Raw genomic sequence first — 19,544 nt, forward strand, 5'->3', positions numbered from 1 at the left:
TAAACGTAACAATTTATTGATGGGTTAATTCAGTATGCGATCTCAAAATTGCGGAAACAACATGAAGTTTATCCTGTTTAATTATTAATTCTTCAACAAAAAATATAGAATATATGGATAATCAAGTAGAGAAAAACAAAGCGATTTGTAAGGTATTTTTTGATGAACTTTTTAATCTGGCAAATTTAGATGCAATAGATAAGTTCGTTGATGGTAGTGTTAAAGTGCACAAAACATTTCCTTGGCAGCGAGAAGGTGCCAAAGCGTTTTACGATACTGTAGAAGTATTTAAGTTAGGCTTTCCAGATTTAAAAATAAAATTTGATGATATTTTAGGCGATGGCGACAAAGTGATGTGCAAGTTCACCGTATCTGGAACACATAAAGAATCGTTTCTCAATATTCCGGCAACTGGAAAAAAAATTGAATATGAGGAAGTAAACATTGTGCGATTTAGAGACGAAAAAATTATTGAACATTGGGCAGTTGCCGATACCTATAGTTTAATGCAAAAATTAACGGGTGGAGAAATTCACAATCTGGTATAAAAATACCCCTTTATTGTCTCGAATACCCCCACAAAAATGTTTTCTCTTTTAATAACTTAGTACTAACAAAAAGATATTTTATGAGAACCATGCACCCATATTTAAACTTCGATGGCCAGGCCGAAGAAGCGTTTAATTTTTACAAATCAGTTTTAGGAGGGGAGTTTATTTTTTTTAAGAAAATGAGTGAAACCCCGGAATCTGACAAATTACCCGAAAATGAGCGTAACCGAGTAATGCATGTGGCACTACCCATTAATGAGCATACCATTTTAATGGCATCTGATTGTTTGCCTTCAGCTGGCCACACGCTTAACCAGGGCAATAATATGTATGTTCACCTCGCTGCTGAAAGTAGAGAAGATGCTGATCAACTTTTCAATGGTTTATCGGCAGGCGGAACCATAGAAATGCCTATGGAAGATATGTTTTGGGGCGATTATTTCGGGAGTTTCAAAGATAAATTTGGCATCCAATGGATGATTAATTTCGGCAGTTATTAGTTGATAAATTTTTAAATAGGACTTTCGATTGAACCGAAAGTCCTTTTATTGTTACATCCTCCGTTCAAATCTTGCTTGGTTTAATTTGGCCAAAACTGTATCCTTGCTGTTATAAGTTGATCACGAGCATACCATGAATAATGTAACCCCAAGCTTATTAAAAACCAAACAACACTTTAACATTCTCGATGGATTACGCGGTGTGGCAGCTTTAGCCATTGTTGCTTTTCATTTTATGGAAGTTGTTTTTGAGTTTAGCAAAAATTTTCTTGGTCATGGATTTTTAGCGGTTGATTTCTTCTTTTGTCTTTCGGGCTTTGTTATTGCTTATGCTTATGATGATCGGTTGGGAAAGATGGGAATCATGGAATTTTTTAAATCGAGGGTAATCAGACTACATCCATTGGTGGTTTTTGGATCGGTATTGGGCCTTTTAAGTTTTATTTTCGATCCATTTAGCGGAACCGTAGCCCAATACAGTATTGGCAAAATTACCTTACTGTTTTTAACTTCGGCCCTGTTGATTCCTTTTCCAACTATGGAAGACCGATATTTTAACAATTTTGGTTTAAATGCACCGGCCTGGTCGTTATTTTGGGAATATGTGGCCAACATTGTCTATGCCTTTGTACTTTACAAACTGGCCAGAAAATATCTCATTGTACTGGCCTGTATTGCTGCCATAATTTTAGTCAGCGTTGCTTACCGCAGCGGATCGTTATTGGGCGGCTGGGCTGGCGAAAATTTCTGGGAAGGCGGAGCAAGAATATTATACTCCTTTACAGCCGGATTATTAATTTATCGTTCCAAATGGATCATTAAAAATAAACTTGGTTTTCTGGGTTTATCTGTATTGCTACTACTAGCATTTTTTATGCCTTATTCCAAATACAATTGGATTACAGAAACCCTGGTGGTGGTTTTTTATTTTCCGTTATTGGTTTCTCTTGGCGCTGGTACTGTTGCCACTCAAGGCCTTCATAAACTATGCGATTTCTCTGGGAAAATTTCATACCCCCTTTATATGACGCATTACATGGCCATTTGGGTATTTGCAAATTATTATAACACCTACAAACCAGAAGGCATAAAATTGGCACTCATCATCATTGGCGGAATGTTTGCTTTGGTATCATTAGCATATCTAACCATGATTTTATTCGATATCCCAGTTAGAAAATACCTATCCAGAAAGCGAATCAAGGCATTATAGATATTATTTAACTTTTTTTAAAAATTTTAAAACAAACCCATAACACCTGTGTTTATAATATAGTTTGTTTGGTTTAGTTTTATCGGTGGATACTTATAAGACATTCAATATAGCCTCATAGAGATATGAGGCTTTCTCATTTCTAAACTTTTTATTGGCAAAATCTCAATATGCCTATTCAAAAAATACCGAATATCAGGTATTGATAATCAGCACATTATCATTTAACTTAGTAAAAATCACATTATCCCTTTTCGTTTTAGAATATCTCCATACGTTAATCTGATTGGCATAAATATTTAGCAAAAACCATTTTGAATTTATTGTTTTTGGCAAAGAAGTTTTTCAAGACACCCTAAATAATCATCCTATGCATTTTAAGAATCCCTCTGTTCTAACTGATGATACTGATCATCACTGGAAAAATATTGTCAAATCTATTTCAATCCTGGTACTTTAGTATGAAGCGGATTATTATTTGTTGCGATGGAACTTGGAATAGTCCGGGCGACACAGAAGATGGTTCTCCAATTCGTACAAACGTACAAAAGATGTTCGAAAGCATTTGCAATACCGATGATAAAGGTGTTGAACAAATAAAATACTATACCGATGGTGTTGGCACATCTGGAAGCAAATTACGCAGATTTTTTGATGGCGCCACTGGTTTTGGTTTAGACCATAACATTGTAAGTGCCTATAAATTTTTGGTCTGGAATTTTGTAAAAGGTGATGAAATCTATTTGTTTGGTTTTAGCAGAGGTGCCTATACTGCCCGTAGTTTGGCCGGCATGATTCGCAATTGTGGCATTATCAAAAATAACGATTTAAGTTTAATTAACCAGGCTTACAATTATTACCGCCGGAGAACCGAGCTGGATTGGAACCCCAGCGGCGAGAAAGCCAAAGCATTTAGAGAACGAAACAGTTTTGAAAGCCGCATTAAATTTGTGGGCGTTTGGGATACGGTAGGCTCGTTGGGCATTCCGCTATCTTTATTCAGACCATACAATGCTACAAAATATCAATTCCATGATACCGAACTAAGCAAGTATATAGATTTTGCTTACCATGCTTTGGCCATTGATGAAAAAAGAGGCAGTTTTTCACCAACACTCTGGATTCAGGATAAGCAAGCAGCTGAACATAAAGATTTTCCACAGGTAATGGAACAGCGATGGTTTTGTGGCGTACATTCCAATATTGGAGGTGGTTATCCGGAAACGGGATTAAGCGATATTGCTTTTAGTTGGATGGTGGATAAAGCAAAAGCCGCTGGATTAGGTTATGAGGCTGACTTTCTGCGTCGATTTGTAGCACCAAATGCTTACACCGGTAAGCTATACAATTCGCTGAGTTTCCCATTTAGTATCGCTCCAAAAACAATACGGGAAATCAAATTCGATAGTCAAACCAAGCAAACCATTGATCAATCGGTTTTCGAAAGATATTATTACGATGAAAGTTATCGTCCGCCCATGCTGGAAGCTATTATAAAAAGTGTTGAAAAGGAGGGAATGGAAAGCCATTGGTATCCCAATCCAGCCAATAATGGGCCCTTTCCACCAAAATTATCGATAGGATAGTTTCTTACTTGTATTAAAACAAATATTTGATCAAAAACCAATTGGCAGGGAGGCCAAGTTAGATGAGCAGATTTATTGTTAACGTAAACAAGCTAAATAAAAGAACTTCGGTACCTATATCACTTACCGATAAAAGCAATTTGGCTGGCGCTGTTTTTAAAGGCTTTACTTTCGATGGCGAAAAAGTTTTGGGCATTAACAATCCCGATTTGGGCGATTGGTATAAGGATGCCCAAAACAACTATTATTGGGGTGGCGGTTTAAAATTACTTGAAGATAGCTTACCAATTAATTTCCCTGATCAGGATTCATTGATCACTCCGCTGATCAAGAAAAAAATAGAACAAATTGTAAACGTATTTGAAACCAGTTCCATTTTGGGTAAATACCATATCATCGCCAAACATCAGGATTATAACGATCCGATCAGTAAAACCAGAATAGTGCAGGTAACTTATGGCCGATCGCAAACCACAGAATTTGGTTATTTAAAAGATTTGATTGTTGATTACGTCAATCAAAATGGAATGTTCGCCAACGTACTCAAACCGTATTTATCCAGCATTGGAAAACTTCCAAGTTTAGCTACAGATGAAATATTCTGCAATGCCTTAATTGATGCAGGCAAAACAGATCCGATAATGAAACGCTGCCAGGATGAATTGTTTGATAGAAAATACTTTCAGGTAGCCAATCAATGGTTTAGCAAAAATGGTTTCACGCTCCCGCTAAGTTTTCTGGTTATTTACGATAGTCAGATCCATTCGGGCAGTATTTTGCAGTTTTTAAGAAATCGATTTTCGACACTCGTACCTATAAAAGGCGGCTTGGAAAAGGAGTGGATAACGTATTACGTAGATGCCCGACAGGATTGGTTACAGAATCACAGCATTCAAATCCTCCGCAATACCGTTTACAGAACGAATTGCTTTAAGCAACAAATTGCAGCAAACAATTGGAACCTGGAGCAACCGGTAATTGCGAATGGGATTGCTGTGGTTTAAGAGCATAAAAATTACCTGAAAATTTACTAACTAATTTAGTAATTTGCGGCTCGTTTTATTAAATCGCATTATGGAAAATAAGGTTAGTATCAATAACAATAGTGTTGAATTTTCGGGCATTACCCGCGATTACATGGAAGCCGTATCTGAATTAATTTGGAATGGTTTTGATGCCGGAGCTACAAAAGTAGATCTTGTTTTCGACACCAATGAAATTGATTTTATTCCTTCAATAGAAATTATAGATAATGGAACAGGAATAAATTTAAGTAACCTGCACCAAACCTTTGGCGCCTTTTTAGATTCGTTAAAACGTGGTGCCGATCATCGCTCATCTTATGTTAGGGGGAAAAAGGGCAAAGGCCGATTTTCATTCATCGCTTTCGCACAAACGGCCATTTGGAACACCACATTTTTTGATGAAATTGAAAATAAATACATCACTTATGATGTTAGCATCAATGCCGGCAATAAAGATTTCTATACGGATGAGAACATCACTTCGGCTGCACACAAGGCTACAGGAACACGCTTAAAACTGGTAAATTTATTTGGCGTAACCGCTTATTCATTTTCAAGCAATGCTTTTATCAATCACCTGAAATCAGAATTTGGCTGGTTCTTATTGCTAAACAGCAAACACGATTTTCAGCTTTGCATAAACGGCGAACGGATTCAATATGAAGATCTTTTGGCCGACCATGAAATTTTTGAAAGGGAGATTGTAGATGCTTCTACATCGAGATTTAAGTTTACCGTCACTTTTGTTCGATGGAATGAAAAAATTGGCGATAAGTTTTATTACTACTTTTTAAATAGTGATAAAAAAGAGGTTTTCAAACAATTAACTTCCTTTAACAATAACGCCATCAATTTTTACCACAGTGTATATATCGAATCCCATTATTTTAATCATTTTAACTTTAACGATGCAGAAGAAACTGCAAATCTATTCGGTTCAAATCCTCAAAGTCCTATTTTTAAACAACTGATCAAAGAACTTCAAAAAATTGTAAATCAAAAACAAAAGGAATTTGTAAAAGATACTGCCGCAAACGAATTGATCAAAAAATTTGAAGAGTCATTATCAATGCCCAAATTTTCTGCATCAGAATTTGAGCAGCAACAAAGATTTATCGAATTGATTAAAGCGATATATTGCATCCAGCCTAGGATATTTAAAGGATTAAATGATAGCCAGGAAAAAATGATCCTTTCGCTGATTAAAGCGCAAATGAGCGATACAGATGAACTTTATAGTTTGATCAAAGGGCTTCTTCCTGTTAATGATGATGAAAACCAACATTTGAAACACATTTTAACACTAGGCACTACCACTATCAGTTAAAACCTTTGCACAAAGCCTTTGTTGTTTTACTGGACCTATATCCGCAAAATACTTATGGAAAATCAAGGCAATACTTATAGTGAATTACAAGAATTATCAAACAGCGACTATAAACTTACCGCTGGAGAAGCGGACATTAAAGGATGGACCGTTCAAAATGAATCAGAAACGCAGATCGGAAAAGTGAGAGATTTATTATTTGACCCGATCAACAATGCGGTGAGGTATTTAATTATCGATCTGGATGATTTAGGCGTTGATATGGAAAGTAAAGGTGTAATTATCCCGATTGGATTGGCACATTTACATGAGCATGAGGACATTGTAATTTTACCAAATATTCACACCGATCAGTTTAAAGCCTTGCCCTATTATGTATCCGGCGAGATTGATCAAAATGTTGAAAACGAAATCAGGACAATTATTGGAAGCCCGGCGGCTTTACGTTTAGAAGAAAAAATAGTAGAACTTGATGTTGCTGAATTTTATAATCACCATCATTTTGATAAGGCTCAATTTTATAATAGAGATCGTAAGATACATTTGTAACCGTTCGAATAGCATGACAAGCGAGGCCCTTTATGGGCCTTTTTTTTGTGGGGAATTTTCGCAAATAAGAAGAAAGCTTAACAAAGTATGGAGGGCAGAATACAAGTTAAACGACTTTAATCATCAGATGCGTTTTTATATTTCTTATTTTAGCATTTAAATTGAAATCTATTTATTTACGCAACCAAAGCTTATCGAAAAACTTTTCCAGAGTTGCTTTCAAAACCAATATTACACCATTGCAGTAAAAAGGTATCTGCAATAACTTAATTACTTATGGCATATTGCAATCACATTTCTTCTATGGCAGAGCCAAGCAGAAGCCTTCATCAAAACTATCACGATAACCATTATGGCTTCGCCATTCATGACGATAATGAACTTTTTGGTCGGTTATTAATGGAAATTAACCAAGCGGGCCTAAGCTGGGACTTAATTTTAAGGAAAGAGCAAACTTTCAGAAAGGCCTATAATGATTTTAATATCAAAAAGGTTGCAGCATACACCGAAACAGACCGGGAGCGGCTGCTGCAAGATGCTGGAATCATCAGAAATAAATTAAAGATAAATGCTGCGATTGAAAATGCCAGAACCATTTTATTATTACAAAAGGAGTTTAGTTCTTTTGAAAAGTGGCTACAATTCCATCATCCAAAAACTAAAGCAGAATGGGTGAAGCTTTTTAAAAAAACCTTCAAGTTTACCGGCGGAGAAATTGTTGGCGAATTTTTGATGAGTATTGGTTATTTACCAGGCGCCCATAGCGAATCGTGTTCTGTTTACCAAAAAGTGCTGCAACAAAAACCAATGTTTCTTAATATGAATAAATAAGATTTATGGAAAGTTTAGATTTTGAAAATATTAAAATGCCGATAATAAAGCCAAACAGAAAATAGCCATGTGATGAATTCATGGTTATGTACAGGTGCGAAAAGATGACAAATTTCTCCAAAAATCCTTAATGATCTATATCAATGGCGGTCTAGAAAACCGCCATTTTATTTATATTTGAAGCAAATCCTTTCCCTTTGAAAAATTATCTGCTCCTATTAATATCTCTCGGAATTATTGCTTGTAAAGAAACTAAAACCAATTATAAAAAAGTTAAAGAAGATCAAGACTTCGTTCAGGCACTATCCATGTTCGACAATGGAAAGGATTCGGCCTACTTCTACTTTAATAAAGTTACTTCAAAACAAATACGTGGATTAGATGCTGCAAAAGCTTATTGCTATATGTCTATGATCCAAGCCAATAAAGGTGATTATTATGGATCGCAGGAAAGTTCTATAAATGCACTTAAATTACTCAAAGAAAAAAATAAAACGCACTGGTCTAGTGTAGGATCTTGTTATAACCAACTTGGCTTAAATAGCATTGTATTTAAACAATACAATTTGGCGATAGCCTATTTTAACAGTGCCCTAAAATTTTTTAATCATAGGGATGAGATTACAATGGTACTAAACAATAAAGCTTTGGCTTATCAAAAGCTTAAACAATATCCCGAAGCGCTCAAAATTTACAACCATATCCTTGCTCAAAAAATCAATCGCAATGAGTATGCCCGTTTTCTTTCCAATGCAGCAAGAACACAATGGCTAGCCAATTCTGAATACAATGCTGCTGCCCAAATGTTAAAAGCATTGAATATTCGTAAAGCAGAAAATAACGACTGGGGTTTAAACGCCAGCTATTCTCACTTGGCAGATTATTACACCATGAGCAAACCTGATTCGGCATTGTTTTTTGCCGAAAATATGTATGAGGTTGCAAAAAAGTTGAAAAGTGCTGATGATCAACTGGAAGCTTTGGATAAATTGATCAAACTTAGTCCGGCAGCAGCAACCAAAAAATATTTTGATATTTACCAAAGCTTAAACGACAGTTTGCAAACAGCCCGAAATGCTGCAAAAAATCAGTTTGCCGTAGTTCGGTACGAATCTGAAAAAAGCAAGGCCGATAATTTGATCTTACAAAAAGATAATACCGAAAAGCGCTATCAGATTATTAAAAGAGAAATATTGCTGGCATCAGGCTTTCTGTTGTTTGCTGCAGCATCTGTTATCGCCTTCCTTTGGTACAAAAAACGCCATCAAAAAATGGAGCTTGATAAGGAAAGTGCCATTCAGGAAAATAAATTAAAAACCTCGAAAAAAGTTCATGATGTGGTAGCCAACGGATTATACCGTGTAATGAGTGAAATGGAAAATCAACCCGAAATCGATCGTGAATCTATTATCGATAAAATTGAAATCCTCTACGAAAAATCAAGAGACATTTCTTACGATAAACCTGAGCTGGATGAACAACCTTTTCAGCACAAAATATCAGAAATCTTAACCTCTTTCGCTACACCACAAACCAAGGTAATTATTGTAGGAAATACCAATACATTGTGGGTAAAAGTACCAACCAATGTTTTGTACGAGCTCGAACAAATTCTACAAGAGCTAATGGTTAACATGAAAAAGCACAGCGGAGCCACAACCGTAGTACTTAAATTTGATCAAGAAGTTAATCAGGTTAATATTTTTTATACCGACGATGGAATTGGCATGCCTGAAGAAAAAATTTTTAATAATGGATGGAAAAATACGGTTTCCCGTATAGAGGGAATTGGGGGGAAACTTACCTTTGAAACCAAACTGGAGAAAGGGCTTAAAGTTCATATTTCATTCCAAGTTTCTTAATCCAAAATAAAAATGTTCAAAAGAGTATTAATTGCCGAAGACCACGAAAGCACAAGTATTTCAGTTAGAAAAACTTTGGAAGATTTAGGAATTACCAAAACTGAATATACTTATTATTGTGATGATGCATTTACGCAGATTCAAAAAAGCTTAGGTGATGTTCAGCCTTTTGATATGCTCATTACCGATCTTTCGTTTGAAGAAGATCATCGGAAACAACATATTACCAGTGGTTTATCATTAATTGAAGCTGTAAAAAAAATACAACCTCAAATTAAAGTATTGGTATTTTCTGCTGAAACCAATCCGGCCGTAATCGATAATCTTTTTAAAAATTTACGCATTAATGGCTATGTGCGTAAAGCCCGCCACGATGCCAAAGATTTAAAAAAGGCAATCGAAACCATTACTTTAAACAAAATTTATTTATCGGAAGATTTACGACAGTCGCTTAAGCAAAAAAATGCTTTCGAATTTACTCAATATGATATAACCATCATTTCTTTGCTCTCGCAAGGAACTTTGCAAAAAGATATTCCCAATTATCTGCAACAAAATAAAATTAAACCCGCCGGATTGAGCAGTGTAGAGAAACGCTTAGGCAGTATGAGAGAAGCGCTAGAATTTTCGAAAAATGAGCAGTTGGTAGCTTACTGCAAAGATTTCGGAATTATCTAACATCACATTTTATTACATTCATTGCTTTAAAACACATTTTTGAAAGAATTAAATCTTTCAATTAAACTTCTGTTACAAACTTATTACAAAAAAAACCTACGCTTTACGGTTTCCCGTAAAACATAACGATCTTTATTCTGTAGTTTTGGCACTACATATTTATTAATAACTGCAAAATCTTTGTTTTTATTAATCTATCATCCTCCCGTTAACACATCCCTGTTCATGATTAATAGATCGATAGATGAAAAATATTTTAACGCCTCTTATCTTCACTTTCATCATTGGAAGTGCAAGTGCTCAAAAACCAAAAATGCAAACTTTCCAGCTAATGGAGCCTAATTTTAACAAAACAGTTATTGAAGGAACCATTTCTGAAGTATATAATACCCAACGTTATGGCAAAACATTATGGTGGGTAAGATTAGGGAATGATACGCTTGTGCATGTATGGGAAAAACATTTTGATAATACTTCAATGAAAGTTGGTGAGAAGAAAAAATTCACTTCTATTAAACGATTAGATAGCAATTGGTGGATGAAAGAAAAATCAGAAGTTAAATTCAGGAATCAGGATACCCAAAATGTGTTAACTGTACAGTAGTATAAACCTCCACATTTCTTCTAAATAAATTTTTCTCCTTTACGGTTTCCCGTAATAATTGATCTTTCTATACCTGTATTTTTGAAAAAAGAAATAAAGTAGTTATAAAGAAATAATATAATTAACACTCAATTTCTCTCACAAAAATGCAGCAGATTGCTTCAGATCATTCAAGGAAAAGATGGGAGGCAATCTGGCATTTTTATAAGACTTATTACTGTAGCTGCAAACCAGAAAAAAACAAATTGTAAATCAGGAAATAATTAAGCAAGGTATGGCTTGGCACTTTAAAAAATATTCAACTGATGCGTATTATGCTCAATTGGAAATCAATGCAAGAAAAGGTAAAGTAGGATTATGGCGAGATCCAAATCCAATTGCACCCTGGGAATGGCGAAAACATACAATTAAAAATACAACCTTAGTTAGGTAGTCAACTTTACCTTATAAAAACTTTCTGTTACTATTATTGTTGCTTTATCAAAACAATATTATAAAAATGATAAGTCCAAAACCACTGCTTTCGGAAAATGTAAAAGATTTTATGGATTACGCCCTCGAGGTGATTAAATCAATGGATGGCGCCCCTGAACATAGTGCAGAAGATCGGATCCGGGTAAATGAAAATATGGCTAAACTAAAAGAATATTTAGAGGCGGTATCAGTTTCATACCATGATACGATACCAAAAGAGACTGAAAATCCGGCTACTGATATAAGCACAAATTTCATTGGTACTGGTCATAGCTAATAACCAAAGTTTAATTTATAATTTCGATTCGTAAGGAAACAAGGCGAGAGAAATTATATTTAAATATGTCACGTTGAGCCTGTCGAAACGCATGGAACAATTTCTTCGGCAAGCTCAGTATAACAAATGAGCTTTCTGAAATACTTCAGAAATATTTCTTATACGACGCCACAAACCTATTGCATTGATAGTTAATCATTTACTAATCTATTTTAAGATAGTATTTCGTTGTCAAGATTTTCTCCCTTAACAAATGCATCTGCATTGGCAAAAGTTATATTGGCAATTTGCTCCATGGCTTCTTTTGTAAAAAAACCTTGATGAGAAGTAATTAACACATTCGGAAAGGAAATTAGCCTGGAAATTAAGTCGTCTTGAATAACATCTTCAGAAAGATTTTGAAAAAACAATTGTGATTCTTGCTCATAAACATCCAACCCAAGGTACCCCAATTGTCCGCTTTTTAATGCTTCGATCACATCTTTTGTAGCAATTAGTCCGCCACGACTTGTATTAATTAACATGGCGCCAGACTTGAAAAGTTTTAAGGTTGTGCTATTGATCATGTGATGATTATCATCTACCAAAGGGCAATGCAGCGATACAATATCAGCTCCGCCGACTACCTCTTCCAGTGAACCATAAATTAAGCCATCTTCTACAAGAGATTGATCAGGAAAAGGATCAAATGCCATCACCTTGCATCCAAAACCTTTTAATATTTTATAAAAGGCCTTTCCGATATTACCCGTTCCAATGAGGGCAACTTTGCAATGATGAAGATTAAATCCCATCAATCCTTCTAAAGAAAAATTACCTTCCCGAACACGGTTGTAAGCTTTATGTGTTTTTCGGTTAAGCGTTAAAATCATAGCCATAGCATGTTCAGCTACTGCTTCAGGGGAATAAGCGGGTACTCTTAAAACTTTAATTCCAGCTTCATTTGCCGATTCGAGATCAATGTTGTTAAATCCGGCACAGCGCAATAAGATAAGCCTAACACCATTTTCTTCGAGCTTGGCAATCACATCAGCATCAGCACAATCATTTACAAATAAACACAATGCATTAAAATCTTTCGTTAATGCTACATTCTGCAAACTTAAAGCTTCTTCAAAAAAGACAAGTTCATGGCTGGTGTTATATTTCTCTAAAAATTCCCGATCGTATTTACAAGTACTGAATACTGCGATTTTCATATAGTTTCGATTTTCTGTAAGTTAACGATATATAACCGAAGCATTGTAAAGCACTTCACTTTATCTCACAGAAAAATCCCACTAGTCACAATCGCCTTTTCGTTCATCGATCTTTTTCAAAATATAGGAAAGCGTTCTGGCAAATACAACCTAAGCCACGAAAACAAAAAGTAATTTTTATTTCTTTATAAAATACTTCAAATTTCTATGTCACATCCGCCGATTCGTGGTTATGTGAATGATTAGTAATTTTCTTTAAAATATAAGAGAGAACAAAGGCGAAAATTACATAGCCTACAAAAATAATATACCCCGGTTGTAGCGAAGAGTTATTAACCGTGGCCGTTGTCATAAATTCATTTTTAATATTCAGGCTGGTGAGCTGACTTTTTAAAATGCCGTTTAATCCAATGTAGGTCATTGCTATTCCAACCACCATTACATCTGCCATATCCCATTTGCCCGATTCAAACGCAAGATATTTCACCACGCCACTCTCTGCTATAGATGGTTTAGCAAGCCTGTGTATCCCTCTCGCCGTAATCCTCAGAACGGGCAAAATAATAACAAATAGCAGTATAAGCACCCCAACTGTAATGGCATCTGGCTTCGGTTGCTTAATCAAAACATCAGCAATGTCTAAAATACTTTTGCTTTGATAAAATAACACTTGATTTTTAAAAGCAATATTTTCGCCCATTAACATAATATTAATGGAACTGAGCCTTGCATCTACATCTATAATGGATACTGTTACGCCAACAAACAATAATACCAAAGCAAACAATAGCGACATCACAAATAAAGTAGTGTGTAAATGTGCCCATTTTCTAATAACCACCCATAAACAAACCATTAATATCATGCAGCCCAACATATAATAAGCATCATTGTAGCTGGCCTTACGCATACTAAATAATTTATTATCGATGTTTTTATTAAAATCATCTTTGTTTGTAACCTGGTATTTATCAAACATGGTTTTAGTTACCGCATCAATAGCAACCTTTGTACTATCATAGGTTTGCGCCACAAGTTCATCAACCTTTCCGGTGGCTATAGTTTTAAGCTTATTGGTTGCTCTGGGGCTGGTAATGCGATCGATAATGGTTTTGGCGAATGAAGGTACTTGTTGGTGTAGTTCTTTAGGATCAACAAATTTTTTGAAAGCGAAATTTTTTAATTTACCACCAATATTTTTCTGTGGCTTATTAAATTCCTTTACTACCTGATTAACCATGCTGTGGAGTTGTTTTTCCACCTGCTCTCTCATCATTAATTTCTGCTCGCTGGTAATTTTAAATCCCTTTATTTTTTGGGAGATAATTTTTGAAATACTTTCGCTCCATAAATCAATAGAAAATACACCGAAGGTAATGTTGTTTACCATGGAATAATCTTCTTTAATCTGTTTTTGTTCGTTAGATATCGTACGAAGTTGATAACCGAAATAACCCGCTGTGGCAATTAATATTGCCATCACTAACGCCAATACGATATTAGCAATTAATGCGTTTTTAGGTTTTTGCGCTGTTTGATTATGTAGGTTACTGGCCAAAGTTTTATATTGTTTGAGTGTGTTTCTAAGAATTGATTAGTGAGAATCGTTGGGTGAAATAAATTTTAATATGGTAGAAAGGGTTAGGCCAAATAGTACAAAGGCAATAAATATGATATATCCAGGTTGAAGGGCGGTATTGTGTGTAGAGATAAGTGTGAGCGTATCACTTGGGATTTTAAGTTGATTAAGTTGGCTTTCCAGAAGACCGTTAAGCCCTATATAGGCCATTAAAATAGCAATAACAATTACATCGGCCATGCTCCACTTGCCCGATTGAAATGCAAAATATTTGATAACCTTATTCTCCGCCAGGCTTTTTTTACCTAAAAGATGTATGCCTGTAGAACTAAGTTTCATAATTGGAAATAAGATACTGAACACCAGAATAAGTACCCCAACACCTATAGAATCTATTCCGGAACCACTCATTAAAATTCGCACCACATCGAGTATGCTTTTACTTTGGAAGAAAAGTACCTGATCTGTAAAATCGATAGGTTGACCCAAAAGCATAAAATGTACCGAGCTGATTCGGGCATCAACCTCGATCATCGATGCGGTTAAACCAACGGCAAGTAATATAAATGCAAAAATTAGCGACATCACAAAAAGTATGGTATGGAAATTCTTGAATTTTCTAAAAATCCACCAGGCTAAAAGGAAAACTACAATACCAAAAAGCATGGCTATAGAGTAAGTGTATGTACCCTTTTCTATTATTTTTAATTCTGATATGATTTTACTGTTAAATTCTTTACGGCTTTTTACATTATACTCTTTGTAAACACTATTTATTTTAGCTGCATTTGCTTTAAGTGTACTATCAATAAAAGCAATATCATCCATTTGGTTCACCTTGGCAAGAGCCATGTTGCTCAGCTGTTTTTTGGAAGAAGGATTATCAACTTTTTGTATGATAGTTTTTGCAATTGATGGTGCCTTTTTTTTGATGTCCTGAATATCTACAAAGTTTTTTACGGCAAATTTAACAAGCTTACCCCTAATGGATTTTTTTTCAGGCTTAATCAATAAAGCTTCTGCCTTATTAATTAAGGCCAGAATTACCCCTTCAATCTCCTTCTGTAAGTCTTTTTTTTGTTTTGCAGTAATATCGAGGTGTTTACTTTGATAGCTAATGATATTTTCAATTTTACCTGTCCATTGCTCAATTGAAAAAAGCCCGAGCATAATGTTATTCATCTCTGCATAGCTTTTTTTCAAATGCTCTTGTTTTTCAGAAAGCTCATGTAATCGAAAACCGCAATAGCCTCCTGCACCAAGCACAATGGCCAGAAAAAATATCAAGAGAAATTTTGAAAGTAAGGGACTTTTCTTCTCAGCTAGGCTCGTTTGTGTTTCCAATCCAAAAAAATTATGTGGTTATAACATTTCTACGCTACCGCCCAAAATTTGGAATCACCAAAGCAAGTGCTTTAAGCGCAGGCAAATATTTGTTTAGGTATTGGGAAATAAAACCATATAAATCGAAAAAAGTTTTAAAAGGAAAAATTTTATTTGGCATACCAATAAAAAGACCACAGAAATGAACCAAAAAGCTTAATGTACAGGAATTATGAATTGTATTATCAGATTATCCTGATCTCCTGTTCTGTATTTTAAAAGATTCATACCAACTTCACTATTTGCCGATTATCCCTAAATGAATACCTTTGCCGCCATCATTTTAAATATTACACCTAAAGAGATGATTACTGATAAAAAAGATATGGTTGCTGATTGGATTAAAGAAAATGGAAATCCGGCGATTGAAAAGCTAACCAGCAAGAATGCAGAAACTGCGAGTATGATAGCAAGTGTTCTTGATCACGCGGGATTGAGTGCAGATCACCTGGCCCAAATGATCGACATACATGTTGCAGAAGTGAACAAGTGGTTATCTGGCAAACATAATTTTAGCGAGAAAATGCTCGATAATATTGTAGAAAAAATAGAATCGAACCCAATTACTAATTAAACTCCTGCCTAAATGCCAATGGAGAAATATTGGTTTTCTTTTTAAATAATGTGCTAAAGGATTGGGCATGTTCAAAACCTAAAGCATAGGCAATTTCGCTCACCGATAAATTAGTGGTCGATAACTTTTCCTTTGCTTTTTCAATCAACTTTTCGTGTATATGCTGCTGAGTATTCTGACCGGTATGTAACCGCAATAAATCACTTAAATAATTTGGCGAAAGATTCATTTGCCCGGCCACATATTGAACAGTTAACAAACCATTATTTTGATTCTGATGAAAATAATCTTCCAATAGCTGTTCAAATTTTGCAAGTAACTGATGGCTATTGTTTTTCCTGGTTATAAATTGTCGCTCGTAAAAACGATTGGAATAACTAAGGAGCAGCTCCATTTGCGATAAAATAATTTCTTGTGTATGCTTATCTATGTGCGCACATTCTTTATTGATTTTATCCAGAATGGCAATCAGGTTTTCTTCTTCCTCTGCCGATAAGTGAAGTGCCTCGTTTACCGCATAAGAGAAAAAACCATACTGATGGATGGTATTGGCCAGTCTATTGCGCAATAAAAAATCGGGATGGAAAATAAGTAAATAACCAGAGCCACATTCCATACTGTGTAAATCCAGGTATTGCACCTGATTTGGAGCCGTAAAACTCAGCACACCCTTATCGTAATCGTAATGCTGTTGGCCATACTTAATTTTACCCTTAGCTTCTCTTTTTAAGGCCACACAATAAAACCGGTTGATAAACCCTTTCCAGATTTCATCTTCTAAAAAAACCGCCTGCGCCAAATTTATTACACTAACTAATGGATGCAATGGCGCTGGAAGCGATAATAGTTTATGAAACTGGGAGATGGAATTGATGGCATTCATGTTTGTAATTTATAAATTAAAGTGATGCGATTTACTGTTGCACCATCAAAATAATGCAACCGTAAAATAATTAATCGAGTAAGCCCATGCTAAATTCATCGTATGCGTTGCCCGTATCGGTACCAAGTGGCACTATACTTTCCAATTTAGCCAAATCATTTTCTGTTAACACGATGCTTGCTGCGGCCAGATTTTGCTCCAGGTATTTTCTTCTTTTTGTTCCCGGAATAGGAACAATCCCTTTACTGATAATCCATGCAATGGCAAGCTGCGATGCCGTAACATCTTTGTCATTTGCCATCGCTTCAATCGCTTCTACAAGTTCGAGATTTTTGTGAAAGTGGGTTTCCTGAAAACGTGGTATCGATCTGCGGAAATCATTTTCAGGCAAATCATTAATGCTTTTAATATCGCCAGATAAAAATCCCCTGCCAAGTGGCGAGTAAGCTACAAAGCCAATGCCCAGCTCTTCTAAAGTTTTGAATATGCCACGTTCTTCTACTGTACGCTCAAATAGAGAATATTCGCTTTGTACAGCAGTGATGGGATGAACCGCATTTGCTTTAACTATTGTTTCTGAAGAAACTTCTGATAAGCCAATGTAGCCCACTTTACCTTCTTTAACCAATTCACTCATGGCCCCAACCGTTTCTTCGATTAGTGTATTTTTATCCAGCCTGTGCATATAATACAAATCTATATAATCGGTGCTCAGGTTTTTAAGAGATCGCTCAACTGCCAACTTCACATATTCTTTCTTCCCGTTTATTGCCCATGTTACTTTATTGTGCTCATTAATTTCCCAGCCGAATTTGGTGGCTATAATGTACTTGTTGCGGTTAGCACCGATGGCCTTTGCAATCAGCTGCTCATTTTTTAGAGGTCCGTATAAATCTGCAGTGTCTAAAAAATTGCCACCCATTTCCAGTGACTGATGAATAGTTGCAATGGCTTCCGCCTCATCTGCTGGCCCATACATGTGTGCTTCTTCAAACCCCGTCATACCCATGCAACCCAAACCTATTTGAGGCACAACCAAACCCTGATTTCCTAATGATATCTTTTTAATTTCCATTTCCTGATGTTATTGAATAATCAAATTTATGGATGTCTGATTCAAAATTTGTTTGCAAAACCACGAATAATGTATGCAAAATGAATCAACAAAACTTCAAACTCAATATACTACATCAATCCAACCCATTGGAAAAATCAATTAATCGTAAATAAAGTATAGTTTTTGTCTATTTCTCCATCTGGTTATTATTGTATTATAAAATAGGATTTAAAAATCCTTTAAAACAAAAACAGCTGCCCATAATTGAGCAGCTGTTTCTAAGGAATACTTAATATTTATTTTGCTAAAACCATTGCGTTTTGTTCTGTATTCATGATAGCTTCTGAAGCATAAGATGATGATTTTTTACTAGCAAATTTATCGAGATTTATATTTTTGGTATTGCTCGCAATCATCGTGCTTTGATCTGCTGTACCATTTAACTTAAGCACCGCATCTTCTTTAACTACGGTATATAAACTACCTGCAGTTGCTTTAATTTTAACTGTAGCGCTTTGGCTTAAAAATAACTGAAGGTATTTTACATCTAAGTTATTATTGCTCAACACCACCGATTGGCCATAAGCTTCAATTCTTTCTAAATGTTTAATGGTAATGTTAAGCGTAACCTGACTCGTTTCTAATGAATTGATAAAAAGTGTTTTTCCATCACTCGTTATTGATGTTTTTGATGCATCGTAAGAATCGCCCCCCACAATATTTTGTTTTTCACCTTGTGTTAAAACGATTTTCACATTTCCACTAACCCAAATTCTGTTAAACGCTGGGATTGAAGTTACTTTTGTTTCTTTTTTAACTGGCTCTGTAGCGAAGCTGCTCATTGCTGAAGAAGTAAATACCACTGCTGTTAATGCTACTGCGAATAATGTTTTTGCTAAATTTTTCATGACTTTATATTTTAAGTTTCTTAATGTTTTCTGATAATAAGACATCATCAAAGCCAAAACGTTGCAGCCAAAATCGCGGTATTATTCCATCATGAGTAACTTCCAGACAAACGCCTGTTATTTCTCGACGAAAAAGAGTTTGTAAAGTGTAAAGCGAACTTTAAACCATGTAGTTAAATCCCCTATGTCATTGCGAGGAGGAACGACGTGGCAATCTTACCGTTCACGCGTATTAACCATAAATTTTAAACATAGGAGGCATTTAGAACATATAGCTTGCCCAACGCTTTCATCCACGAGTGTCATCGTAAGTTTGTATAAATAGGTTTTGAGAATTGCTGTCAGAATATAATTTTATTCAGCATAAAAGATCCAGCAAAGAGAAGGAATAAGACTTTTACTTGTCATTGGCCAATAAGGTCCTTCAGGATGTTAGTCCCCTTCTCTTTCTTTATCCTAAACTTGAACAGTTCATTAGGCCTGG

At 35.4% G+C, this 19,544-nt stretch carries 20 protein-coding genes; 14 read left to right on the forward strand and 6 right to left on the reverse strand.

The window, feature by feature from the left end; genetic code table 11:
- Nucleotides 1-113 precede the first annotated feature (113 nt).
- The 13 genes from LUA91_RS19710 (at nucleotide 114) to LUA91_RS19770 (ending at nucleotide 11,477) form a co-directional block, all read left to right on the forward strand.
- A complete protein-coding gene (locus LUA91_RS19710) occupies nucleotides 114-548 on the forward strand; it encodes an ester cyclase (RefSeq protein WP_231427829.1) in 435 nt (144 codons plus the stop codon).
- 80 nt (nucleotides 549-628) lie between these two features.
- Nucleotides 629-1,051 (forward strand): VOC family protein, encoded by a 423-nt coding sequence (locus LUA91_RS19715; RefSeq protein WP_231427830.1) that lies wholly within the window; start codon nucleotides 629-631, stop codon nucleotides 1,049-1,051.
- Nucleotides 1,052-1,184: 133 nt separating this feature from the next.
- The gene (locus LUA91_RS19720; RefSeq protein ID WP_231427831.1) at nucleotides 1,185-2,264 is read left to right on the forward strand and encodes an acyltransferase; all 1,080 of its coding nucleotides are present in this window, start codon (nucleotides 1,185-1,187) and stop codon (nucleotides 2,262-2,264) included.
- Between the two features lie 461 nt (nucleotides 2,265-2,725).
- Nucleotides 2,726-3,850, forward strand: coding sequence for a DUF2235 domain-containing protein (locus LUA91_RS19725; protein ID WP_231427832.1), 1,125 nt, complete (start codon nucleotides 2,726-2,728; stop codon nucleotides 3,848-3,850).
- A gap of 62 nt (nucleotides 3,851-3,912) precedes the next feature.
- A complete protein-coding gene (locus tag LUA91_RS19730; RefSeq protein ID WP_231427833.1) occupies nucleotides 3,913-4,854 on the forward strand; it encodes a chitosanase in 942 nt (313 codons plus the stop codon).
- Nucleotides 4,855-4,924: 70 nt separating this feature from the next.
- Nucleotides 4,925-6,202, forward strand: coding sequence for an ATP-binding protein (locus LUA91_RS19735; RefSeq protein ID WP_231427834.1), 1,278 nt, complete (start codon nucleotides 4,925-4,927; stop codon nucleotides 6,200-6,202).
- A 54-nt stretch (nucleotides 6,203-6,256) separates the two neighbouring features.
- Nucleotides 6,257-6,751: a PRC-barrel domain-containing protein gene (locus LUA91_RS19740; RefSeq protein WP_231427835.1), complete on the forward strand. Its 495-nt coding sequence runs from the start codon at nucleotides 6,257-6,259 to the stop codon at nucleotides 6,749-6,751.
- A gap of 276 nt (nucleotides 6,752-7,027) precedes the next feature.
- Nucleotides 7,028-7,582, forward strand: coding sequence for a DNA-3-methyladenine glycosylase I (locus LUA91_RS19745; RefSeq protein ID WP_231427836.1), 555 nt, complete (start codon nucleotides 7,028-7,030; stop codon nucleotides 7,580-7,582).
- A gap of 197 nt (nucleotides 7,583-7,779) precedes the next feature.
- Nucleotides 7,780-9,444 carry a tetratricopeptide repeat-containing sensor histidine kinase gene (locus LUA91_RS19750; protein ID WP_231427837.1) on the forward strand — a complete coding sequence of 555 codons (1,665 nt, stop codon included), beginning with the start codon at nucleotides 7,780-7,782 and terminating at the stop codon, nucleotides 9,442-9,444.
- A gap of 12 nt (nucleotides 9,445-9,456) precedes the next feature.
- Nucleotides 9,457-10,122: a response regulator gene (locus LUA91_RS19755; protein ID WP_231427838.1), complete on the forward strand. Its 666-nt coding sequence runs from the start codon at nucleotides 9,457-9,459 to the stop codon at nucleotides 10,120-10,122.
- A 244-nt stretch (nucleotides 10,123-10,366) separates the two neighbouring features.
- Entirely contained in the window at nucleotides 10,367-10,726 is a 360-nt protein-coding gene (locus LUA91_RS19760; RefSeq protein ID WP_231427839.1) for a hypothetical protein, read from the forward strand.
- Between the two features lie 274 nt (nucleotides 10,727-11,000).
- Complete coding sequence (locus LUA91_RS19765) at nucleotides 11,001-11,159, forward strand: thermonuclease family protein (protein ID WP_231427840.1); 159 nt, start codon at nucleotides 11,001-11,003, stop codon at nucleotides 11,157-11,159.
- A 66-nt stretch (nucleotides 11,160-11,225) separates the two neighbouring features.
- Nucleotides 11,226-11,477, forward strand: coding sequence for a hypothetical protein (locus LUA91_RS19770; protein WP_231427841.1), 252 nt, complete (start codon nucleotides 11,226-11,228; stop codon nucleotides 11,475-11,477).
- A gap of 212 nt (nucleotides 11,478-11,689) precedes the next feature.
- On the opposite strand, the gene LUA91_RS19775 is transcribed toward LUA91_RS19770, so the two are convergent.
- The 3 genes from LUA91_RS19775 to LUA91_RS19785 form a co-directional block, all read right to left on the reverse strand.
- The gene (locus LUA91_RS19775; RefSeq protein WP_231427842.1) at nucleotides 11,690-12,676 is read right to left on the reverse strand and encodes a 2-hydroxyacid dehydrogenase; all 987 of its coding nucleotides are present in this window, start codon (nucleotides 12,674-12,676) and stop codon (nucleotides 11,690-11,692) included.
- 205 nt (nucleotides 12,677-12,881) lie between these two features.
- Nucleotides 12,882-14,234, reverse strand: coding sequence for a paraquat-inducible protein A (locus tag LUA91_RS19780; RefSeq protein ID WP_231427843.1), 1,353 nt, complete (start codon nucleotides 14,232-14,234; stop codon nucleotides 12,882-12,884).
- Nucleotides 14,235-14,270: 36 nt separating this feature from the next.
- On the reverse strand, nucleotides 14,271-15,599 hold the full coding sequence (locus LUA91_RS19785; RefSeq protein WP_231427844.1) for a paraquat-inducible protein A: 1,329 nt from the start codon (nucleotides 15,597-15,599) through the stop codon (nucleotides 14,271-14,273).
- Between the two features lie 298 nt (nucleotides 15,600-15,897).
- On the opposite strand from LUA91_RS19785, the gene LUA91_RS19790 reads away from it, so the two are divergent.
- The gene (locus LUA91_RS19790; protein ID WP_231427845.1) at nucleotides 15,898-16,212 is read left to right on the forward strand and encodes a helix-turn-helix transcriptional regulator; all 315 of its coding nucleotides are present in this window, start codon (nucleotides 15,898-15,900) and stop codon (nucleotides 16,210-16,212) included.
- Here the strand turns inward: LUA91_RS19790 and LUA91_RS19795 are convergent.
- The 3 genes from LUA91_RS19795 to LUA91_RS19805 form a co-directional block, all read right to left on the reverse strand.
- Nucleotides 16,205-17,095: an AraC family transcriptional regulator gene (locus LUA91_RS19795; RefSeq protein WP_231427847.1), complete on the reverse strand. Its 891-nt coding sequence runs from the start codon at nucleotides 17,093-17,095 to the stop codon at nucleotides 16,205-16,207. The two genes, LUA91_RS19790 and LUA91_RS19795, sit on opposite strands and share 8 nt — an antisense overlap.
- A gap of 70 nt (nucleotides 17,096-17,165) precedes the next feature.
- Entirely contained in the window at nucleotides 17,166-18,170 is a 1,005-nt protein-coding gene (locus tag LUA91_RS19800; protein ID WP_231427848.1) for an aldo/keto reductase, read from the reverse strand.
- Nucleotides 18,171-18,448: 278 nt separating this feature from the next.
- Nucleotides 18,449-19,060, reverse strand: a complete 612-nt coding sequence (locus LUA91_RS19805; protein ID WP_231427849.1) for a GIN domain-containing protein — start codon at nucleotides 19,058-19,060, stop codon at nucleotides 18,449-18,451.
- Between the last annotated feature and the right edge of the window lie 484 nt (nucleotides 19,061-19,544).

This window comes from Pedobacter sp. Leaf250 (assembly GCF_920984735.1).
In the GTDB taxonomy this organism is placed as follows: domain Bacteria; phylum Bacteroidota; class Bacteroidia; order Sphingobacteriales; family Sphingobacteriaceae; genus Pedobacter.

What these genes read in the sequence shown, in the direction of transcription:
- LUA91_RS19710 (WP_231427829.1), top strand. Translation starts at nt 114, where the DNA reads ATGGATAATCAAGTAGAGAAAAACAAAGCGATTTGTAAGGTATTTTTT.
- LUA91_RS19715 (WP_231427830.1), top strand. Translation starts at nt 629, where the DNA reads ATGAGAACCATGCACCCATATTTAAACTTCGATGGCCAGGCCGAAGAA.
- LUA91_RS19720 (WP_231427831.1), top strand. Translation starts at nt 1,185, where the DNA reads ATGAATAATGTAACCCCAAGCTTATTAAAAACCAAACAACACTTTAAC.
- LUA91_RS19725 (WP_231427832.1), top strand. Translation starts at nt 2,726, where the DNA reads ATGAAGCGGATTATTATTTGTTGCGATGGAACTTGGAATAGTCCGGGC.
- LUA91_RS19730 (WP_231427833.1), top strand. Translation starts at nt 3,913, where the DNA reads ATGAGCAGATTTATTGTTAACGTAAACAAGCTAAATAAAAGAACTTCG.
- LUA91_RS19735 (WP_231427834.1), top strand. Translation starts at nt 4,925, where the DNA reads ATGGAAAATAAGGTTAGTATCAATAACAATAGTGTTGAATTTTCGGGC.
- LUA91_RS19740 (WP_231427835.1), top strand. Translation starts at nt 6,257, where the DNA reads ATGGAAAATCAAGGCAATACTTATAGTGAATTACAAGAATTATCAAAC.
- LUA91_RS19745 (WP_231427836.1), top strand. Translation starts at nt 7,028, where the DNA reads ATGGCATATTGCAATCACATTTCTTCTATGGCAGAGCCAAGCAGAAGC.
- LUA91_RS19755 (WP_231427838.1), top strand. Translation starts at nt 9,457, where the DNA reads ATGTTCAAAAGAGTATTAATTGCCGAAGACCACGAAAGCACAAGTATT.
- LUA91_RS19760 (WP_231427839.1), top strand. Translation starts at nt 10,367, where the DNA reads ATGAAAAATATTTTAACGCCTCTTATCTTCACTTTCATCATTGGAAGT.
- LUA91_RS19765 (WP_231427840.1), top strand. Translation starts at nt 11,001, where the DNA reads ATGGCTTGGCACTTTAAAAAATATTCAACTGATGCGTATTATGCTCAA.
- LUA91_RS19770 (WP_231427841.1), top strand. Translation starts at nt 11,226, where the DNA reads ATGATAAGTCCAAAACCACTGCTTTCGGAAAATGTAAAAGATTTTATG.
- LUA91_RS19775 (WP_231427842.1), bottom strand. Translation starts at nt 12,676, where the DNA reads ATGAAAATCGCAGTATTCAGTACTTGTAAATACGATCGGGAATTTTTA.
- LUA91_RS19790 (WP_231427845.1), top strand. Translation starts at nt 15,898, where the DNA reads ATGAATACCTTTGCCGCCATCATTTTAAATATTACACCTAAAGAGATG.
- LUA91_RS19795 (WP_231427847.1), bottom strand. Translation starts at nt 17,095, where the DNA reads ATGAATGCCATCAATTCCATCTCCCAGTTTCATAAACTATTATCGCTT.
- LUA91_RS19800 (WP_231427848.1), bottom strand. Translation starts at nt 18,170, where the DNA reads ATGGAAATTAAAAAGATATCATTAGGAAATCAGGGTTTGGTTGTGCCT.
- LUA91_RS19805 (WP_231427849.1), bottom strand. Translation starts at nt 19,060, where the DNA reads ATGAAAAATTTAGCAAAAACATTATTCGCAGTAGCATTAACAGCAGTG.